Source organism: Micromonospora rifamycinica (assembly GCF_900090265.1).
Classification (GTDB): domain Bacteria; phylum Actinomycetota; class Actinomycetes; order Mycobacteriales; family Micromonosporaceae; genus Micromonospora; species Micromonospora rifamycinica.
This window is the reverse complement of sequence record NZ_LT607752.1, coordinates 1,522,489-1,540,636: the sequence shown is the minus strand read 5'-3', so window position 1 is coordinate 1,540,636 and position 18,148 is coordinate 1,522,489. Positions and strand designations below refer to the sequence as shown.

The 18,148-nt window shown below is 74.5% G+C and carries 19 protein-coding genes; 15 read left to right on the top strand and 4 right to left on the bottom strand.

What is annotated here, in order from left to right; all coding sequences use genetic code 11:
- The first annotated feature begins 122 nt into the window (after positions 1-122).
- From fdxA to GA0070623_RS06440, 7 genes are read left to right on the top strand one after another with little or no spacing between them, the layout of a single operon-like run.
- Positions 123-434, top strand: coding sequence for a ferredoxin (fdxA, locus tag GA0070623_RS06470; RefSeq protein WP_067309107.1), 312 nt, complete (start codon positions 123-125; stop codon positions 432-434).
- Positions 434-1,414, top strand: coding sequence for an NAD(P)/FAD-dependent oxidoreductase (locus tag GA0070623_RS06465; protein WP_067309104.1), 981 nt, complete (start codon positions 434-436; stop codon positions 1,412-1,414). Before fdxA ends, GA0070623_RS06465 begins: the two co-directional genes overlap by 1 nt.
- Positions 1,411-2,346, top strand: a complete 936-nt coding sequence (locus GA0070623_RS06460; protein WP_067309095.1) for a fumarylacetoacetate hydrolase family protein — start codon at positions 1,411-1,413, stop codon at positions 2,344-2,346. The genes GA0070623_RS06465 and GA0070623_RS06460 overlap by 4 nt, the downstream gene beginning before the upstream one ends.
- Positions 2,343-3,509 carry a hypothetical protein gene (locus GA0070623_RS06455; RefSeq protein WP_067309092.1) on the top strand — a complete coding sequence of 389 codons (1,167 nt, stop codon included), beginning with the start codon at positions 2,343-2,345 and terminating at the stop codon, positions 3,507-3,509. Before GA0070623_RS06460 ends, GA0070623_RS06455 begins: the two co-directional genes overlap by 4 nt.
- Before the next feature lie 7 nt (positions 3,510-3,516).
- Positions 3,517-4,470 carry an HpcH/HpaI aldolase family protein gene (locus GA0070623_RS06450; protein ID WP_089003942.1) on the top strand — a complete coding sequence of 318 codons (954 nt, stop codon included), beginning with the start codon at positions 3,517-3,519 and terminating at the stop codon, positions 4,468-4,470.
- A 25-nt stretch (positions 4,471-4,495) separates the two neighbouring features.
- Complete coding sequence (locus GA0070623_RS06445) at positions 4,496-4,870, top strand: cupin domain-containing protein (RefSeq protein ID WP_067309086.1); 375 nt, start codon at positions 4,496-4,498, stop codon at positions 4,868-4,870.
- A 4-nt stretch (positions 4,871-4,874) separates the two neighbouring features.
- Entirely contained in the window at positions 4,875-5,810 is a 936-nt protein-coding gene (locus GA0070623_RS06440) for a ribokinase (protein WP_067309083.1), read from the top strand.
- 312 nt (positions 5,811-6,122) lie between these two features.
- On the opposite strand, the gene GA0070623_RS06435 is transcribed toward GA0070623_RS06440, so the two are convergent.
- The gene (locus GA0070623_RS06435) at positions 6,123-7,232 is read right to left on the bottom strand and encodes an acetamidase/formamidase family protein (RefSeq protein WP_067309080.1); all 1,110 of its coding nucleotides are present in this window, start codon (positions 7,230-7,232) and stop codon (positions 6,123-6,125) included.
- Between the two features lie 310 nt (positions 7,233-7,542).
- Here GA0070623_RS06435 and GA0070623_RS06430 point away from each other — a divergent pair, with 310 nt between their 5' ends.
- The 5 genes from GA0070623_RS06430 to GA0070623_RS06410 all read left to right on the top strand — a co-directional run bounded on the left by GA0070623_RS06430 (position 7,543) and on the right by GA0070623_RS06410 (position 11,508).
- Entirely contained in the window at positions 7,543-8,916 is a 1,374-nt protein-coding gene (locus tag GA0070623_RS06430) for an aromatic ring-hydroxylating oxygenase subunit alpha (RefSeq protein WP_067309077.1), read from the top strand.
- 44 nt (positions 8,917-8,960) lie between these two features.
- Positions 8,961-9,449, top strand: a complete 489-nt coding sequence (locus GA0070623_RS06425) for an aromatic-ring-hydroxylating dioxygenase subunit beta (protein ID WP_067309071.1) — start codon at positions 8,961-8,963, stop codon at positions 9,447-9,449.
- A 10-nt stretch (positions 9,450-9,459) separates the two neighbouring features.
- Positions 9,460-9,789: a Dabb family protein gene (locus tag GA0070623_RS06420; protein ID WP_067309069.1), complete on the top strand. Its 330-nt coding sequence runs from the start codon at positions 9,460-9,462 to the stop codon at positions 9,787-9,789.
- The gene (locus GA0070623_RS06415) at positions 9,786-10,679 is read left to right on the top strand and encodes a VOC family protein (protein ID WP_067309066.1); all 894 of its coding nucleotides are present in this window, start codon (positions 9,786-9,788) and stop codon (positions 10,677-10,679) included. Before GA0070623_RS06420 ends, GA0070623_RS06415 begins: the two co-directional genes overlap by 4 nt.
- Positions 10,680-10,983: 304 nt before the next feature.
- Positions 10,984-11,508, top strand: a complete 525-nt coding sequence (locus tag GA0070623_RS06410; RefSeq protein WP_231932693.1) for an LLM class flavin-dependent oxidoreductase — start codon at positions 10,984-10,986, stop codon at positions 11,506-11,508.
- Here the strand turns inward: GA0070623_RS06410 and GA0070623_RS06405 are convergent.
- The 3 genes from GA0070623_RS06405 to GA0070623_RS06395 form a co-directional block, all read right to left on the bottom strand.
- Positions 11,505-12,374: a hypothetical protein gene (locus GA0070623_RS06405; RefSeq protein ID WP_067309064.1), complete on the bottom strand. Its 870-nt coding sequence runs from the start codon at positions 12,372-12,374 to the stop codon at positions 11,505-11,507. The genes GA0070623_RS06410 and GA0070623_RS06405 overlap by 4 nt on opposite strands.
- Complete coding sequence (locus tag GA0070623_RS06400; RefSeq protein WP_067309062.1) at positions 12,371-13,426, bottom strand: WxL protein peptidoglycan domain-containing protein; 1,056 nt, start codon at positions 13,424-13,426, stop codon at positions 12,371-12,373. Before GA0070623_RS06400 ends, GA0070623_RS06405 begins: the two co-directional genes overlap by 4 nt.
- Positions 13,427-13,495: 69 nt before the next feature.
- Positions 13,496-15,004: an HtaA domain-containing protein gene (locus GA0070623_RS06395; protein ID WP_089003941.1), complete on the bottom strand. Its 1,509-nt coding sequence runs from the start codon at positions 15,002-15,004 to the stop codon at positions 13,496-13,498.
- Positions 15,005-15,198: 194 nt separating this feature from the next.
- Between GA0070623_RS06395 and GA0070623_RS06390 the strand changes: the two genes are divergently transcribed.
- From GA0070623_RS06390 to GA0070623_RS06380, 3 genes are read left to right on the top strand one after another with little or no spacing between them, the layout of a single operon-like run.
- Positions 15,199-16,026, top strand: coding sequence for a hypothetical protein (locus tag GA0070623_RS06390; protein ID WP_067309052.1), 828 nt, complete (start codon positions 15,199-15,201; stop codon positions 16,024-16,026).
- Positions 16,023-17,036, top strand: a complete 1,014-nt coding sequence (locus GA0070623_RS06385) for a heme/hemin ABC transporter substrate-binding protein (protein WP_172898368.1) — start codon at positions 16,023-16,025, stop codon at positions 17,034-17,036. The genes GA0070623_RS06390 and GA0070623_RS06385 overlap by 4 nt, the downstream gene beginning before the upstream one ends.
- A complete protein-coding gene (locus GA0070623_RS06380; RefSeq protein WP_084261332.1) occupies positions 17,033-18,130 on the top strand; it encodes a FecCD family ABC transporter permease in 1,098 nt (365 codons plus the stop codon). The genes GA0070623_RS06385 and GA0070623_RS06380 overlap by 4 nt, the downstream gene beginning before the upstream one ends.
- Positions 18,131-18,148: the final 18 nt, after the last annotated feature.

Genomic DNA, 18,148 nt, shown 5'->3' with positions numbered 1-18,148 from the left:
ACGACACCGCCCCGTACCCGGCGACGTCGCGGAACGGGCCCGGCACACCGCACCGGCCACACCCGCCCGGACCTGCCGCGTCGCACCGGAGACGGCTGGCCGACCGAACCGCAGGAGGACCGATGACCTACGTGGTCACCGACGAATGTGTGGACGTACAGGATCGGTCCTGCGTCGAGGAATGCCCGGTGGACTGCATCTACGAGGGCGACCGGATGATGTACATCAACCCGGACGAGTGCGTCGACTGCGGGCGCTGCGAGCCGGTCTGCCCGGTCACCTCGATCTTCCACCTCGACGATCTGCCCGCCGACCGGGCCCGCTTCGGGCCGATCAACGCGGAGTTCTTCACCGAGATCGGTACCCCGGGCGGCGCCCGCAAGATCGGCCGGGTCGGCCACGACCACCCGGCCATCGCGGAAAGCGCCGGCTGATGGCCGAACGGCACGAGGTCGACCTCGCGATCATCGGCGCCGGCCCGGCCGGGCTCTACGCCACCTACTACGCCGGCTTCCGCGGGATGAGCGTGGCGGTGATCGACTCGCTGCCCGAGGCCGGCGGGCAGATCGCCGCCCTCTACCCCGAGAAGGCGATCTACGACATCGCCGGGCTGCCCGCCGTCCGGGGCCAGGAACTCGTCGACGCCCTGCTCACCCAGGCCGCCACCGCCAAGCCGACGTTCCTGCTCGGGCAGAGCGCCGTCGAGCTGACCTGCGCCGAGGACCACGTGCTGATCGGCACCGACACCGGCACCCAGGTCCGGGCGGCGGCGGTACTGCTGACCGCCGGCATCGGCACCTTCACCCCCCGGGAACTGCCCGTCGGCAACGACCACCTCGGCCGGGGGCTGCGCTACTTCGTGCCCCGACTGGAGGAGCTCGCCGGCCAGGAGGTCGTGGTGGTCGGCGGCGGCGACTCGGCCGTCGACTGGGCGCTGGCCCTGGAGCCGTACGCCAGCAGCGTCACCCTGGTACACCGCCGGCCGCAGTTCCGCGCCCACGAGCACAGCGTCAGCCAACTGCACGACTCCACCGTGCGGGTGCTCACCCCGTACGAGGTCTGCGGGATCGACGGGGAGCAGACCGTCGAGGCGGTGCACCTGGCCGAGGTGCGCGGCGAGGGCCGGCAGACGCTGCCCGCCCAGGCGGTGGTGGCCGCGCTCGGGTTCATCGCCGACCTCAGCGCGATGGAGCGGTGGGGGCTGGAGATGCGCCGCCGGCACGTCGCCGTGGACCGGTCGATGCGGACCAACCTGCCCCGGGTCTTCGCCGCCGGCGACATCACCGACTACGACGGCAAGGTCCGGCTGATCTCGGTCGGCTTCGGCGAGGCCGCCGCCGCCGTCAACAACCTGGCCCCGCTGGTCAACCCGGCGCTCGGCACCGTCCCCGGCCACTCCTCGGACGCGGCATGACCGCCCCGACGCCCACCGACGTGCACCTGGTCGCCACCCGGTACGGGCTGGGCCGGATCACCGGCGACGACGTCGAGCTGCTCGACCTGCCCTACCCGGACGTGGCGGCCCTGCTGCGCGCCGGCCTCGGGCTCGCCCCGGCCGCCGAGGCCCGGGTCCGTCGCCGGCTGCCGCTGGAGACCCTGGTCGGCGACCTCCGTCCACCGCTGGCCGGCACCCGTGCCGTGTGGGGGGTCGGGCTGAACTACCACTGCAAGGCCCGGACCACCGGCCGCGCCCTGCCCACCCGGCCGGTGCTCTATCTCAAGTCGCCCAGCGCCGGCTCCGGCCCGGGACAGACCGTGCCGCTGCCCGACTCGGTCAGCAGCCAGCCCGACTACGAGGGCGAGGTCGCCCTCGTCGTCGGCGCGCGGATGCACCACACCCCGGCCGGGGAGGTCTGGGCGCACCTCGCCGCCGTCACCGCGGCCAACGACCTGACCGCCCGGGACGTGATGACCGCCACCGGCAACCCCACCCTGGCCAAGAGTTTCCCCGGCTTCGGCGCGCTGGGAGCCTCCGTGCTCGGCCTGGGCGCGGTCGCCGACCGCGACGCCATCGGGGTACGCACCACCGTCAACGGCGAGCTGCGCCAGCAGGCCAGCACCGCCGACCTGATCTTCCCGGTGCCCGACCTGCTCGCCTGGATCACCCGGTACGTGGTGCTGGAACCCGGCGACGTGGTGCTCACCGGCACCCCGACCGGCACCGGCCAGGACCGGGGCTGCTTCCTGGGCCCCGGCGACCTGGTGGAGGTCACCGTCGCCGGGGTGCTGCCCCTGCGTACCCGGTTCCGTGCCGAGGGCCCGGACCACGCCGCGCCGGCCGCCCCCGGGGCGACCACGGTCAGCGCGTCGACCCACCCGCTTCGCACAGAGAGCCCGATGTCATGAGTGAGAATTCCGACCGGTACGACCTGGTGCTCGCCGGTGGTCAGGTGTTCGACGGCGAGACCGGCGCGAGCCGGGTCGCCGACGTCGCGGTCAGCGGCGACCGGGTGGCCCGGATCGCGCCCGGCCTCGCCGCCGCCGCCGACCGGGTGGTCGACTGCACCGGCCAGTACGTGCTGCCCGGCCTGGTCGAGGCGCACACCCACATCTTCGCCGAGGTCTCCAAGGTGGGTGCCCCGCCGGACGAGGCGCACCTGCACCGGGGCGTGGTGGCGGCCTGTGACGCCGGCACCGTCGGCGCGTCCACCTTCGCCGCGTTCGAGAAGTACGTCGCCACACCGGCCCGGATGCGGCTGGTGAACTTCCTCAACGTCTCGGTCCTCGGCCTGATCGACTTCCGGTTCGGTGAGCTGATCAACCCGGGCACGCTGGTCCCCGAGGACGCGCTGGCGGTGGCCGAGGCGAACCCGCACCGGGTTCGTGGTTTCAAGATCCGGCTCTCCGAGGACGTCGTCGGGCTGGACTGGCGTCCGCTGCTCAAGCGGTCCCTGGCGCTGGCCGCCGAGGCGGGCCTGCCGCTCATGATCCACATCGGCGAGACGCCGGAGCCGCTGCCGGTGATCCTGCCCCTGCTGCGCCCCGGCGACGTGGTGGCGCACTGCTACACCGGCAAGCCGTACGGCATCCTCGACGACGGCACCGTGCTGCCCGAGGTGTACGCCGCCCGTGAGCGCGGGGTGCTGTTCGAGTCCGCCCACGGCAAGAGCAACCTCAGCTTCGCCGTCGCCCGGCCGGCGATCGAGCAGGGCTTCCTGCCCGACGTGGTCACCTCCGACACCAGCGCCCGCAACTGGCGCGGCCCGGTCTTCGACCTGGTCACCAGCATGGCCAAGCTGCGGGCGATGGGGATGACCCTGGAGCAGCTGGTGCCCCGGGTGACCTCCGCGCCGGCCCGGCTGACCGGCCTCGACGCCGAGGGCTACGGCACGCTGGTCGAGGGTGGCCCGGCCCACGTCACCGTGCTGGCCGAGGCCGAGGAGGCGGTGCTGCCCGACGCCGCCGGTAACAAGATCACCGCACCCCGGCTGGACCCGGCCGTGGTGCTGCTCGCCGGTGAGCAGGTGCCGACCGTGCCGTGGCGCGGCCTGCCCGCCACCGGGGCGTGACCCGCTGATGTCCGCCGTGGAGCCGCCCCCGCCGGGGCGTGCGCCGCAGCTGTCCGCCGGGTCGACACCACCGGTGTCCGCCGGGCCGCCGGCAGCGGGGGCGGCGTGCGCCGACCCGACGCCGAGCACCGGCGTGCACGCCGACCCGACGCCGTCCACCGGCGTGCCCGCCGACCCGACGCCGTCCACCGGCGTGCACGCCGCCCGGGCCCGGCTGCGGGGCACGTTGCGCGACGGCGGGCAGCTCGTCGGCACCTTCGTCAAGCTGCCCGGGGCCGACGTGATCGCCCTGGCCGCTCGTTCCGGCCTCGACTTCGTGGTGATCGACCTGGAGCACTCCGGGCTGGACGAGCGCACCGCCACCGACCAGCTCCGGCTCGCCGCCCTGGCCGGCCTGCCGGCGCTGGTCCGGGTGCCGGCGGTGGACCCCGGCCAGGTCAACCGACTGCTGGAGGCCGGGGCCGTCGGGGTGCAGCTGTCGACCGTCCGTCGCCGGGCCGACGTCGAGGCGCTGCGCGCGGCCAGCCGGTACGCCCCGCACGGGCGGCGCAGCATCAGCCTGGCCCACCCGTCCGCCGGGTACGGCGGCGACGGCCTCGACCGGTACCTGGCGGCGGAGGCCGAGCACCCGCCCGTCCTGGTGGCGCAGATCGAGACGGCGACCACCGACGACCCGCTGCCCGCCCTGCTGACCGGGGTGGACGTCGGCTTCGTCGGCACCACCGACCTGGCGGTGAGCCTGGGCCTGTCGACCAGCGACGACCCGGGGCCGCTGCTGCGGCGAACCGGGGACATCGCCGACGCGGCCCGCACCACCGGTGCCGCCCTCGGCGGCTGGGTCGCCGACCGTTCCGCCGGGGCGCTGGGCCGCTACGGCCTGACCGACGCGCGGTACCTGGTCGTCGGCTCGGACCTGCAGCTGCTCGGCACCGGCCTGCGTCGGCTCGCCGCACCCGCCTGATCCGCCTGAGAAGGGACGCGTTCACATGCTCAGTCCGCAGCTGTACGGCACCTCGGTCAACTGGGACGACATTCCGGCCACCGAGGTCCGGCCCGGGGTGCGCCGCAAGGTGTACGCCACCGACGAGGTCCTCTTCGCCTGGCACGAACTCAGCGTCGGGATGGACCTCAACCCGCACCATCACGACGACTTCGACCAGCTGGTGCTGATCCTCGGCGGCCGGTGCAACTACTACGTCGACGGGGTGCCGCACCCGATGGGGCCGGGTTCGCTGCTGCTGGTGCCGCGCGGTGCGGAGCACTACATCGAGCCGACCGAGGGCCCGTGCATCAACGTGGACGTCTTCGCCCCGCCCCGGGCCGACTTCCTGCCGCACGCCTGGCGTCCCGGGCAGGGCTGACCCGATGACCGACATCGTGGTGGTGGGCAGCCTCAACGTGGACGTGGTGGTGCCGCTGCACGAGCTGCCCGCCCCCGGTCAGACCGTGCTCGGCGCGGCCGACCACCGGCGGGCCGGCGGCGGCAAGGGCGCCAACCAGGCGGTCGCCGCGGCCCGGCTGGGCCGCCGGGTGGCGATGGTCGGCGCGGTCGGCATCGACGCCGACGGGGACTGGCTGCTCGGGCTGCTCGCCGCCGAGGGGGTGGCCACCGACGCGGTGCTGCGCGCCCCGCGCCCCACCGGGCAGGCGATCGTGCTGGTCACCGACGACGGCGACAGCACCATCGCGGTGAGCTCGGGGGCGAACATGTGGCTCGCCCCCGACCATCTGACCCCGCTGCGGCACCTGATCGGCTCGGCGCGGGCGGTGCTGCTGCAACAGGAGATCGACGCCGCGGTGGTGGCCGAGGCGGTCCGGGCCGCGGAGGGCCTGGTGGTGCTCAATCCCGCCCCGGCCCGCCCGGTCGACCCGGCGACCCTGGCCCGGGTCGACGTGCTGGTGCCCAACCGGGGTGAGCTGGCCGCCCTGGCCGGCGTCCGGTCCCCGGCCGGCGCGGCCGGCACCGAGAACCTGCCGGCCGGAGCGGCCGGCACCGACGACCTGGCGGCGATGGCCCGCACCCTGGGTACCCGGGGGCCGGTGGTGGTGACCCTCGGCGGTGACGGCGCGCTGGTGGTGACCACCGACCGGCAGTGGCTGGTGCCGGCCGAGCGGGTCGACGCGGTGGACGCCACCGGGGCCGGGGACACCTTCTGCGCCGCCCTGGCCGACGCGCTGCTCGACGGCGCGGCGATCGACGAGGCGGCCCGGTGGGCGAGCCGGGCGGCGGCGGTCACCGTCACCCGGCCGGGGGCGATGGCTGCCGCCCCGCGCCGAGCCGAGGTGCCCACGGCCGCCTGACCCGTACTCCCGGATCCTGCCGCCCGTCGTGCCGTTCGCGGCGGCGGAGCGGCCCGGCTCCGGCCGGCTGCGCGTCGCCCCCGGTCTGTCCCGGTCGGGGGCGACGGCGTGGCCGCTTTCCGTCCGGGCCGGTGTGGGCGGCGGTGCCGCCCGGGCCGGCGCAGGCGGCGGTGCCGCCCGGAGCGGCGCAGGCGGCGGTGCCGCCCGCACTGGTACGGACGCGGGTGTGCCGTCCGGGGGGTTGCGGGTCCGCTGGTGACCCGCCGGTCCCGGCCGGTGGCGTGGCGTCACCGGCCGGGACCGTGCCGTCGGTCAGAAGTGGGCCGGGAAGTCGGCCTTGCGGATCAGGCAGTGGATGCCCTTCACCCCGTCGACGACCTGGCTGACCTCGAAGTCGGCGGCGGCGCTCAGGTAGGCCAGCGCGGTCTGCGGCGGCATGCCCTGGGTGCGGACGAGGAAGTCGACGGCGGCCCGCACGGCCCGCCGCATCGCCTCGTCGAGGTCGGCGTGCAGGCCGACCGGCAGCCAGTGGGTGGCGGTCTCGCCGAACGGCCCGTCGACGGCCCCGACCAGGCCGGCGGCCTGCGCCCGGGGGATCACCGACAGCCGCAGGGTGGCCCGCAGCGGCGCCTCCAGGGCGGTCAGCGCCACCTCGCCGTCGCCCTGGGCGTAGTGCGGGTCACCGGCGTAGAAGCCGGCCCCGGGCAGCTGCACCGGCAGGTAGAGGGTCGAGCCGACCTGCAACTCGTTGATGTCGAGGTTGCCCCCGAACGCGCCGGGCGGCACCGAGTGGACCGGCTCGTCGGTGTCCACGGCGACGCCCATCAGGCCCAGGAAGGGGGCGAGCGGGAAGCGGGCCGCCCGGCCGTCGCCGTACGGCAGGGTGCCGAACAGCCGGCCGCCGTGGTGGATCACCTCGGTGAAGTGGCTGACGGTGCCGTACTCCCGGGGGCCGTCGCCGGCCGGGCCGGTGTCGGTGGGGGTGAGCGGGTACTCGCCGGGCAGCGCGCCGTAGCCGTGCCGGCTGCTGATGAAGCCGTAGGGGGCGCGGACGAGCAGATCGAGCACCTCGATCCGGAGCAGGTCGCCGGGTTCGGCCCCGGCCACGGTGATCGGGCCGGTGACCACGTGCGGGCCGTCGGCGTCGTAGTCGTGGGCGACGTCGGAGGCGGCCAGGTCGCGGGCGTCGGTGAGCACCCGGTCGCTGGGCACGTCGAACTGCTTGAGGTAGCCGACGGGGTCGCGGCCCTGGTCCTCCAGGATGCCCTCGTGGCTGAGGGTGTCGATGGTCACGGTCTCGCCGGATCCGACCCGCAGCACGGGCTCGTGCCGCCGGTCGGGCAGCCGGCCCCACAGACAGGTGTCCGGGGTGCTGGGCAGGTAGTGGGTTCCACCGATCGGGCCATTGTGCGGCTGGAGCATGACATCCTCCGGGAGGGGTGACACCGGCTGGCGGTGCGACGGGACGGCGCTGCCCGGTGCGGGTGGCCGGCGGCCGGCGACGGGGTGCGCGGGCCGCGTCCGAGGGCCGGCGACCGCGGTCGGGCGGGTCGGACGGGCCGAGTCGGATGTGGGGCATCGTGGCCGGCGAATCAGCAGGTACGTGTTGCGTTCGTATTAACAGCGAGTAACCCGGTGCCGGAGTCTGCCCTGCTCTTGACAGTTGCCAGGGCGGAGTAGCAGCATCGGGTGGCGAGATGCTGTCTCGCATGACGTAGAAGGCGGTGAGGTGATGGCGCAGCAGACGCCGGTACGTCCGCTCGGTGCAGCCGGCGCGATGATCGACGAGGACTGGGAGGCGCTGCGGTTCCGCGTGCACCGCTCGGCCTACCGCGATCCGGAGGTCTTCCGGACCGAGGTCGACCGGATCTGGAACCACACCTGGCTCTATCTCGGTCACGAGACCGAGATCCCAAAGCCGGGCGACTTCAAGACCCGGACCCTCGGCGGTCGACCGCTGATCTTCTGCCGGGACGCCGAGGGTCAGGTGCGGGCCTTCTTCAACGCCTGCACCCACCGGGGCACCGTGCTGTGCCGGCACAGCGAGGGCAACACCAAGTTCTTCCAGTGCTTCTACCACGCCTGGGCGTTCAGCAACTCCGGTGACCTGGCCGCGCTGCCCGGCGACGACGCGTACCCCGACGACCCCGCCTTCCGGGCGTCGATGGCCCTGCGGCAGGTGCCCCGGCTCCAGATCCACGAGGGCTTCGTCTTCGTCGCCTTCGACGCGGACGTGCCGGATCTGCTGACCCACCTCGGCCCGGCCGCGCACTACATGTCGTTGACCGCCAAGATCGGCGAGCACGGCATGACCACCCTGCCGGGCGTGCAGCTCTACAGCGTGAAGGGCAACTGGAAGCTCGCCGTCGAGAACGCGATGGACGGCTACCACTTCGCCCCCACCCACAACACGTTCGTCGGCTACCTGCGGGAGACCGGCTTCGCCGTCACCGACGACGACCAGTACGCCTACGATCTCGGCGGCGGTCACGGGCTGCTGGTGCTCACCGGGCACAACGGCCGGATCGGCATGGTCTGGGAACCCCGCTTCGGCGACGAGGAGAAGACCCGCACGGTCGCCAAGCGCCGCGAGCTGGAGGCCCGGCTCGGCCCCGAACTCGCCGCCGAGGTGGCCGACGCCAGCCGGATCCTCTTCGTCTTCCCCAACCTGCTGCTGTTCGACCTGGAGGCGCTGACCATCCGGCAGCTCGAACCGGTCGCCGCCGACCGCACCGACGTGCGGGCCTGGCAGTTCGTCGAGGTCGGCGAGCCGGAGTCGGTCCGCGCGCTGCGAATCAAGACGATGGTCAGCTTCGTCGGGCCGGGCGGCCTGGCCACCCCCGACGACATCGAGGCGTACGAGGCGGTGCAGCGCGGCATCACCGCGACCGCCGATGCGGTCGACCCCGCGCACGACTGGAGCGACATGTCCCGGGGCATGGCCAACGAGAAGCAGGGCAACCAAGGCCGTTCGATCGACGAGGGTGCGATGCGCAGCTTCTGGCGGCGCTGGGCCGAGGTGGTCGGGGCGAGCACCAGCGTGGCCGGTGACCCGCCGGCCGGTACGCCCGCCGCCGGACCCGCCACGGGAGGTGCGGGCAAGTGAGCGTGACGTCGACGACGGCAGGCAGCCGTGGGGGAGTGGTCAGTGTGGCATCGCGCGAGGTGACCCGGGCCGAGGTGGAGGACTTCCTCTACCGGGAGGCCCAACTGCTCGACGAGTGGCGGCTCGACGAGTGGCTCACCCTCATCGAGCCGGGTGGCCGGCTGGAGGTGCCGACCACCGACTGGGCCGGCTGGGACGCCACCACCGCCGGGTACTTCGTCGCGGACGACTACGAGCTGATCCAGGCCCGGGTCAAGCGGCTCAAGAGCCGCAAGGCGCACGCCGAGAACCCGCACTCGCGTACCCACCGGATGATCTCCAACGTGCTGCTGCTGGAGGCCGGCGCGGAGACCGTCTGGATCAGCGCCAACTTCCTCATCCACCGCTACCGCGACGGCGGCGCCTACACCTACGTCGGCCGGTACGAGCACGTGCTCAAGGTCGACCCGGACGGGCTGCGGTTCCGGCTGCGCCGTGCCGTGCCGGTGATGGAGTCGATGGACCCCGGCGCCCGACTCAGCTTCATCCTCTGAGCCGGCCGCCATGATCACCCACATCCTGGTCTTCCGGTTCCGCGACGACCTGCCGCCCGGGGCGGCCGAGTCGGTCCTGGCCGAGCTGGAGACCTTCCCGAGCCGGTACCCCGCGATGCGTAACTGGCGCAGCGGGGTCAACGTCAGCACCCGGGACACCAGCATGACCCACGGCTTCGTCGTGGAGTTCCCCACCGAGCAGGACCTGCTCGACTACCTGCACAGCGACTCGCACGAGCGGTTCGTCCGGGAACGCTGGCGGCCGGTCATCGAGCGTCAGGCCATCGTCAGTCTCCCCACCGCCGGGGACACCCAGCCCATCGAGAGGGGTCACAGATGACCACCGAGGCCACCGCCCGCCGCCGTGGGCCGTACGGCATGGAGTACGCCCGGATCGAGGTGCCCGACCTGGCCGCCTCCATCGAGTTCCTCCAATACCACGTCGGGCTGCAACTGGAGCAGCACGACGACGAGTACGCGTTCCTCCGCGCCGACCTGGAGCACCACAGCATCGAACTGGTCGCCGCGCCGCAGCGTACCGAGTCGTGGACCACGGCGGTCGGGTTCAGCGTCGAGAACGACGCCGTCCTCGACGACCTGCGCGAGCGGGTGACCGCCGCCGGGCACGAGGTGTTCGAGCTGGCCGACCGGGTCAAGGGCCTGGTCCAGCGGGGCTTCGCCGTCCGCGACCCCAACGGGCTGATCGTCGAGCTGTTCACCGAGTTCCAGGAGTACGCCGAGCCGCCGCTGATCGAGCTGCGCCCGCTGGACCTGGTACACCCGTTCCTCGCCACCGACAAGTACGACGAGACGCTGGCGTTCTACACCAAGGTGCTCGGCTTCCTGGAGTCCGACCACGTCGGCGACGTCACGGTCTTCCTGCGCAGCGAGGACCGCTACCACCACAGCCTGGCGATCCAGCGCAACAACGAGTTCTACGTCGCGCACCTGTGCTTCATGATGAAGAGCTTCGACCACGTGATGCGCGGCCGGGCGCGGGCGCAGTACAAGCAGATCCCGATCGCGTCCGACCTGGTCAACCACTCGGCGTCCACGTCGATCGCCTTCTACATGCATGACACCCGGCACGGGCCGCGCTACGAGCTGTGCGACCGGCACCGGGTGTTCACCCCGGAGGAGCACGAGACCCACCGGGCGCGTCGGATGGCGGTGGACCCGCGCAACATCGACGTGTGGCGGCCGGCCGCCGACGACTGGGCGCGCTTCTGAGTCGAGCCCGGCCCCGGCCGGCGGGCGGGGTGTCGTACCCGCCCGGCCGGTAGGCACGCTGGAGCGGGGTGGCCCGGTCAGGGGCCATCCCGCCGTCCTGCCCGCGACGTCCGGTCCCGCCGCGCCCGCGATGGCTTGACCTTGACAGTGATGTCAGGGTTCTAGCATCGCCAGGTGCGGAAGGAGACCGGCGACATGCGGATCGGAGAACTCGCGCGCCGCTGCGGCGTCAGCCCCCCCGGTCACGATGAGATTCGGACTCTCCCTCGAACCGCAGGCGTGGCCGGGCGACGCGGGTGCCGCGATGCTCCGGGCAGCGCGGAACGCCGAGCGGATCGGCCTGGATCACGTCCTGCTGGCCAACCACGTGCTGGAGAACCCGCACGGCGCCGGCTTCGACCCGGTGGTCCTGCTGGCGGCGGTCGCCGGGGCGACGACCCGCCTGGGGATCGCGACGAGCGTGCTGGTCCTGCCCTACTACCAACCTGTGGTGCTGGCCAACCAGCTCGCGACGCTGGACGTCGTGTCGGCGGGTCGGCTGGCGGTCGCCGTCGGCACCGGATGGAACCCGCAGGAGTTCAGCGCGCTGGGGGTGCCGCTGCGGCTACGTGGCCGGCGGACCGACGAGAGCCTGGAGGTCATGAAGGCCCTCTGGGCCGGCACCACCGCCGACCTGGACGACAGGTTCGCGAGCCTGCGCGGCGCGCGCATCGGCGTTGCCCCGTACCGGCCCGGCGGGCCACCGATCTGGGTGGGCGGGCACAGCGACGCGGCGATCCGGCGGGCGCTGCCCCGGGTGCAGGGCCGGAGCGGGTCAGGCCCGGGCTAGCCGCCAGGCAGGGGAGGCGTCGACACCCCGGCCGCGACGACGACCGGGCCGTCCTCTGCCCGGCGTCGTGCCGGCCGGGCGAGCAGCGACACGACCGTGAGGACGGCGGCGGCGACCGGCAGCCCCCAGGGCCGCCGGGCAGCCGCCACGGTGAACGCGACAGGTCGACCGGGTGTCACGATCCGACCCTCCACCTCGTAGCTGCCGAACGGGGCCGTGCCGGTGGACACCGGCACGTGGTACTCGCGGGTCTGCCCGGCGGCGATGCGGCCCAACGCCGGGGCGGCCACGATGGTCCGGGCCTGTCCGGGCGGCCCGACGGTGAGCTGCAACGGCGGGTCGGTGACGTCCTGCGCGCCGGGGTTGTGCAGGGTGATCCGGACCGCGAGCTCGCCGGGCAGGCCGAACCAGCCGCGTGGCCCGGACCGGTCGACGGCGTGCACCCGTACCAGGGTCAGCCCGGCCGGTACGGTCGGCGCGACCGCCGGGGCGTCGACCCCGGTCAGCGCCAGGTCGGTGACGGCGCTGGCGGTGCCGGTCGGCGTGCGGACCCGCAGCACGCAGGGGCAGGCTACCGGCGGGGCGGCCACCAGCACCGGCAGGGTGGCCCGGCCGGTGGGCGGCACCTGGCCGTGGGTGGCGGCCCCGGTCGCGCAGTCGAGCACCCCGCGCCGGGCCGCGTTGCCGCACACCTCGGCCTGCACCGTGCCGGCCGGCCAGCCGTCCAGGCCGACCAGCACCCGCTGGCCGACCCGCAGCGTCCCGGCCGGCACGGTGACGCCGGGAGCACCGCCCGCCGGGGTGCCGCCCGGAGCCAACGCGGCGGCCACCGCCAGCAGGGCCACGGCACGCAGCGGCCCGGTCATCGGGCGGGCGGGGCGGCGGGACGCGGGTCGGCATCCGGATCCGGCCCGTCGGCGGCAGTGCGCCGGCGTCGCCACCACCGCAGCCCGGCCCAGCCGGCCGCCCCGGCGAGCAGGGCCAGCAACAGCCAGGGCGGTGCCCACACCCCGGCGGTACGGACCACCGGCGGTAGCGCGGTGTCCGTGCTGGTCGCCGCGATGTCGACCGCGGCGGTCAGCCGCAGCAGCGGGGGTACGCCGGTGATCCGCTCGGTGACGGTGAAGGTCGTCCCGGGGAGCAGCTCCGGCAGGTCGGTGGGGGAGGTGCGGGCCTGTTCCCGGCCGAAGGGGGCGGTGACGGTCACCGTGCCGCTGCCGCCGAGCCGGACGTTGCCGTCGTTGCGCAGCCGGTAGCGGACCACCAGGTCGCCACCGCCGAACGGGTCGACCGGGTGGTCGTAGGAGACGTCGACCGCCTCGACGGTGACGGCCGGTCGGACCGGGCCGGTGACCCGCAGGTAGACCCGGGCGGCGAGCCGTTGGTCGACCAGCACCCGCTGCCCGGTGGCGGTGGTCCGGACCCGGGCCACCGCGCCGATCACCCCGCCGGTGTGGTCGCCCGGGGTCGCGTTGACCGGCACGGTGAGCCGGAACGGGATGTCGACCCGTTTGCCCGCCGGGATCGTCCACTCGCGCCGGTCGACGCGGATCCAGGAGCCCACGTCGGTGGCCGGCCGGTCCGCCGGCAGCAGGGCGAACGCGCCGTCGGCGGCACTGTACGCGTCGGTGCCGTACACATCGAAGGTGACCGGGCGGTCGCCGAGGTTGGTGATGCCGACGTGGTCGGTCAGGGTGCTGCCCGGGGCCAGGTCGTAGATGAAGTAGTTGCGCCCGGTCGGACCCTTGGCGCTGGACGGCTGGACGGCCCAGCGGGCCGTGCCGGTCTCCCCGGCGGCGGCCGTCGGGCCGGGCGTCGGGGCGGGCGCGGCGCGGGCCGGTGCGGGCTGGACCGTGGCCACGAGCAGCGCGGCGGCGAGCGCGGCGCCGCTGCGGGACAGGGCGGTAGACAGGGACATGCCGGGCTCCGGGGAGTGGTCGGGCCGGTGGGACGGGCACGGGGCCCGTCCCACCGGTGTGGTGCCTGATCAGGAGAGGGTGAGGGTGAGCACCGCGCTGTAGTCGCCCGCCGGGGCGGACGCCGGAACCCCCAGGTTGAGCTGGGCGCCACAGGTGAAGGTGCCGTTGCTCGCGCCGGTGGCCGAGGTGCACAGCGCACGCGCCGTGCCCAGTCCGGCACCGGGCGCGGCGGGCGCGCCCGGGGTGACCACGCCGGGGGTGCCGGCGAGCGGGTCGGTGCCGACGGTGGCGCTCGGCACCCAACCCAGGTTGTCCGCCGCGATGGTGCCGCCGGTGGTCGAGGCGAAGTCGGAGGCCTGCCCGACCAGGCTCCAGCCGGCGTTGGTGCCGCGCAGGTCGGCGACCGTGGCGGCGTTCAGCGCCCCGGTGGTGACCTGCCCGTTGCTGACCGCCGGCAGGGCGACCGTGGAGCCGGCCACGCCGAGGGTCAGCGCGCCACCGGTGACGGTGGTGGTGATCTGCTGGTCGGCGTCGCCGCCGCCCACCGGGGCACGGGCGAAGGTCACCGGGGTGAAGGTGTCCTGGCTACGGTCGGCGGCGCCGCGGGCGGCGAAGGTGACGACGTAGCACTGCACCTTCGTGCAGTCGACCTGCGCGCCGGTGCGGTCGGTGTAGACCGCGCTGATCGGCAGGGTGGTGCGGAACGTGCCGTCGGCGTTGAGCCGGTCGCGGGCCTCGGTCGGCTCGTTCGTCTTGTTGACCCACTTGGTGACCTGGAGGACACCGGCGTTGGTCCAGTGCTGGTCGACCTTGGGGCCGAAGGAGACGTAGATCCCCGCCGCCCCGTTGGCCTCCGGGTCGAAGCCGCTGCCGGTGACCGTGATCGTCGCCCCGGCCGGGTCGAGCCCGGTGGCGGGGGTGACGCCGACGGCCGGTCCGGCCGGTTCGCCGCCGCCACCCGTGGAGAAGGTGAACGACAGCGGGTCGAGCGTGGAGCCGGCGCTGTAGAAGCCGTTGAACGCCGAGGCGCCCTCGGCGGTCAGCGTCGCGGCCAGATCGGTCGCGGTCACCGTGCCACCGCTGCCACCGGGGTTGCCGTCGCTGGTGGTGACGGTGGCGATGGTGGCCTGGCGGACCGAGACCGGCTCGGCCGCCGTGGTGGTGAGGTCGACGTCCGCCTTGACGGCGGCGGTGCCACCGGTCACGACGATCGTCGGGTTGGCCAACGCGATGGTGAAGAAGTGCGCCGGGTACGAGAAGACGATCTTCCCGCCGTACGCGGCGTCGATGGCGCCGGTGCCGGCGTCGTACGTGCCGCCCTTCGCGGGGAAGGTGAAGGTGCCGTCGCTGTTGATGCGGGCGCCGTCGCTGGCGGCGATCGGCGGGTTGCCGTTGCCGGTGTTCACGTAGGCGCGGAAAGACGCCTTGAAACCCCAGGTCAGGCTGCCGGAGCTGAGCTCCGCCCCGGCGGCCTGGGCGGGGCTGACCCCGACGAGGACGGTCGACGCGCCGAGCAGGGCGACCGCCGCCCAGCGCGACGTCCGCCACCGACCGGCATTGGTTCTGGATCTGACCATGCTGCTCCCTCTGTGGTGCCCAATACGGACAGTGGTTGAGGTTAGGCAAACCTAACTACTGCGGCATCCGGCAAAGCGGCCGAAGATCTTGGGCCGAAGAACCTCTTGTGAACAGCGGATCAGTCGCTTAGGTTAGGCAAACCTTAACTACGGTCGGTGTGGCAGCCGGCCCGATCCGTCATGGGAGGAGCCTGATGCGGGCACTGCCTCGCGCCATCCTGACCGTCGCCGCGATCACTGTCAGTATCGGCGTGGGGTCGACGCCGGCCCACGCCGGGACCGGGCGGGGCGCCGCCGGGCAGACCCTCACCGCCACCCCCACCAGCGGGGTGTCCCGCACCGGGGCGACGGTGACCGTCACCGGCAACGGGTACGACGTCACCAAGGGCATCTATGTCGCGTTCTGCGTGGACAACGGCGCCGGGGCCGCCCCCAGCCCGTGCGGCGGTGGGGCCGACACCACCGGCAGCACCGGCGCGTCGCACTGGATCTCGTCCGACCCACCCTCCTACGGGGAGGGACTGGCCGTCCCCTACGGCCCGGGCGGCTCGTTCCGGGTGACCCTCACCGTGAACCCCCGCATCGGCACGATCGACTGCACCGTCAGCCGGTGCGTGGTCGCCTCCCGCGCCGACCACACCCGCACCGCCGACCGCTCGCAGGATGTCCGGGTGCCGGTCACCTTCGCCGCCGCCGCAGCGCCCGCACCGACCCGTACCCCGGCCACCGCCGCCCCGGCGACCACCGGGGGTGCCGCCCGGACCACCCCACCGGCGGCGGCCCCGACCGGCGCGGCCGGCACGCCCACCGGCGGCACACCGGCGTCGGCCACCGCCGTCGCCCCTGCCGGCACCGGCGACCCGGCGGACCCGGCCGATGCCGGCGACCAGGCGCAGGTGACCCGGGTCAGCGCCGCCTCCGACACCGGCCGCTGGTGGCTCGCCGTGCTGGTCGTACCCGTGCTCGGGGCGGTGCTGCTCACCGGCCTGCGCCGCCGTCGCCACCGCCGGAGCACCCCGTGACCCCGCGTGCGCTGCCGCTCGTCCTGGTGCTGCTCGCCGGCGCCCTGGTCGGCTGCACCGACCCGGCGGCCGAGGCGCGGTCGGCCCCGACCTCCTGCGGCCCGGTCACCGCCACCCTGCCCGACACCGACGTGACCCCGCTGGACCCGGCCCCCACCCCGGCCCTGCCGGTCACCGTCACCTCCACCGACGGCGTCGCTACCACGGTCACCGACGCCGCGCGCATCCTGCCGGTCAACCTCTACGGCTCGATCGCCGAGATCGTGTTCAGCCTCGGCCTCGGCGGCAACGTCGTCGGCCGGGACACCTCCACCACCTTCCCGGCCGCGGCACACCTGCCCGTGGTCACCCCGGCCGGGCACGACCTGTCCGCCGAGGCGGTGCTCGCCCTCGCCCCCACGGTGGTCGTCGCCGACGACAGCATCGGTCCACCCGAGACACTGCGGCAACTGCGCGCCGCCGGTATCCCGGTGGTCCTGGTCGCCGCCGAGCAGACCCTCGACGCCGTGCCCGGGCACGTCCGGGCCATCGCGGCGGCGCTCGGCGTCGGCCCGGCCGGCGACCGGCTGGTCACCCGGATCGAGGGGGAGACCGCCGCGGCCCGCGCCGGGGTGCCCGACGGTCCGGCCCCCCGTGTCGCCTTCCTCTATCTGCGCGGCACCGCCGGGGTCTACCTGATCGGCGGGCAGGGGGCCGGTTCCGACGCGATGATCGAGGCGGCCGGAGGGGTGGACGCCGGCAGCGCGATCGGCCTGGCGAAGTTCCGCCCGCTGACCAGCGAGGGCCTGATCAACGCGGCCCCGGACGTGCTGCTGGTGATGAGCGGTGGGCTGGAGTCCGTCGGCGGCGTCGACGGCCTGCTCAGGCTCCCCGGGGTGGGGCAGACCCCGGCCGGGGCCGCCCGCCGGGTCGTCGACATGGACGACGGCGTCCTGCTCACCTTCGGCACCCGCTCCGGGCGGGTGGTGCGGGCACTGGCCGACGCGCTGCACTGCCGGAGCCCGCGATGACCGCCACCGACACCCGACCGGCCACCGGGGACACCACCGCCGGTCGCGACGGCCGCCGTCGGGTACGGCGCGGACCGGTCCTGCTCGCCGGGCTCTCCGCCGCCCTGCTGCTGGTCGCCCTGGTCGCCGCCGGGCGGGGGCAGGTGGCGGTCAGCCCGGCGGAGGTGCTCGGCTCGGTGCTGCACCGCCTCGGCCTGGATGTCGGCCCCCGGCCCGCCGCCGTGCACGGTGAGAGCGCGCTGTGGCTGGTCCGCTTCCCCCGGGTCGCGCTCGCCGCCGTGGTCGGCGCCGCGCTCGGCTGCGCCGGTGCGGTGATGCAGGGGGTGTTCGGCAATCCGCTGGCCGAGCCGGGCGTCATCGGCGTCTCGGCGGGCGCGGCGGTCGGAGCGGCACTGGCCATCGTCACCGGTGTCACCGTCCTCGGTGGCTGGACGGTGCCCGCCGCCGCGTTCGCCGGGGGCCTCGCCACCACCTGGCTGGTCTACCTGCTGGCCCGCTCCGGCGGCCGGACCGAGGTGGTCACCCTGGTGCTCACCGGGGTCGCGGTCAACGCCGTCGCCGGGGCCGCCATCGGGCTGCTGATGTTCGTCGCCGACGAGTCGGGTGTGCAGGCCATCGCGTTCTGGAACCTCGGCAGCCTGGCCCAGGCGAACTGGTCGGCGGTCGCGCTGGCCGCGCCCTGCCTGGCGGTCGGGCTGCTCGCCACCCTCGCCGACGCCCGCCGGCTCGACCTGCTCGCCCTGGGCGAACGCTCCGCGCGCCACCTCGGGGTCGACGTGGAACGGCTGCGGGTCCGGATGATCGTGGTCACCGCGCTGCTCGGCGCGGCGGCGGTCGCCTTCACCGGCATCATCGGCTTCGTCGGCCTGGTCGTGCCCCACCTGGTCCGGATGGTCGCCGGCCCCGGACACCGGCTGCTGCTGCCGGCCAGCGCGCTCGGCGGCGCGATCGTCGTCGTCGTCGCCGACCTCGCCGCCCGGACCCTCGTCGACTACCAGGAGCTGCCGCTGGGGGTGCTCTCCGCGCTGGTCGGCGGCCCCGCCTTCTTCTGGCTGCTGCGCCGCACCCGGGACCGTGCCGGCGGGTGGGCGTGAGCGCCGCCGGCACCCCGC

Bases quoted from the DNA above. Each gene is read 5' to 3' on its own strand.
- GA0070623_RS06440 (WP_067309083.1), top strand. From the start codon at position 4,875: ATGACCGACATCGTGGTGGTGGGCAGCCTCAACGTGGACGTGGTGGTG.
- GA0070623_RS06430 (WP_067309077.1), top strand. From the start codon at position 7,543: ATGGCGCAGCAGACGCCGGTACGTCCGCTCGGTGCAGCCGGCGCGATG.
- GA0070623_RS06405 (WP_067309064.1), bottom strand. From the start codon at position 12,374: ATGACCGGGCCGCTGCGTGCCGTGGCCCTGCTGGCGGTGGCCGCCGCG.
- GA0070623_RS06410 (WP_231932693.1), top strand. From the start codon at position 10,984: ATGCTCCGGGCAGCGCGGAACGCCGAGCGGATCGGCCTGGATCACGTC.
- GA0070623_RS06445 (WP_067309086.1), top strand. From the start codon at position 4,496: ATGCTCAGTCCGCAGCTGTACGGCACCTCGGTCAACTGGGACGACATT.
- GA0070623_RS06465 (WP_067309104.1), top strand. From the start codon at position 434: ATGGCCGAACGGCACGAGGTCGACCTCGCGATCATCGGCGCCGGCCCG.
- GA0070623_RS06455 (WP_067309092.1), top strand. From the start codon at position 2,343: ATGAGTGAGAATTCCGACCGGTACGACCTGGTGCTCGCCGGTGGTCAG.
- GA0070623_RS06415 (WP_067309066.1), top strand. From the start codon at position 9,786: ATGACCACCGAGGCCACCGCCCGCCGCCGTGGGCCGTACGGCATGGAG.
- GA0070623_RS06435 (WP_067309080.1), bottom strand. From the start codon at position 7,232: ATGCTCCAGCCGCACAATGGCCCGATCGGTGGAACCCACTACCTGCCC.
- GA0070623_RS06380 (WP_084261332.1), top strand. From the start codon at position 17,033: ATGACCGCCACCGACACCCGACCGGCCACCGGGGACACCACCGCCGGT.
- GA0070623_RS06420 (WP_067309069.1), top strand. From the start codon at position 9,460: ATGATCACCCACATCCTGGTCTTCCGGTTCCGCGACGACCTGCCGCCC.
- GA0070623_RS06460 (WP_067309095.1), top strand. From the start codon at position 1,411: ATGACCGCCCCGACGCCCACCGACGTGCACCTGGTCGCCACCCGGTAC.
- GA0070623_RS06400 (WP_067309062.1), bottom strand. From the start codon at position 13,426: ATGTCCCTGTCTACCGCCCTGTCCCGCAGCGGCGCCGCGCTCGCCGCC.
- fdxA (WP_067309107.1), top strand. From the start codon at position 123: ATGACCTACGTGGTCACCGACGAATGTGTGGACGTACAGGATCGGTCC.
- GA0070623_RS06450 (WP_089003942.1), top strand. From the start codon at position 3,517: ATGTCCGCCGTGGAGCCGCCCCCGCCGGGGCGTGCGCCGCAGCTGTCC.
- GA0070623_RS06395 (WP_089003941.1), bottom strand. From the start codon at position 15,004: ATGGTCAGATCCAGAACCAATGCCGGTCGGTGGCGGACGTCGCGCTGG.
- GA0070623_RS06390 (WP_067309052.1), top strand. From the start codon at position 15,199: ATGCGGGCACTGCCTCGCGCCATCCTGACCGTCGCCGCGATCACTGTC.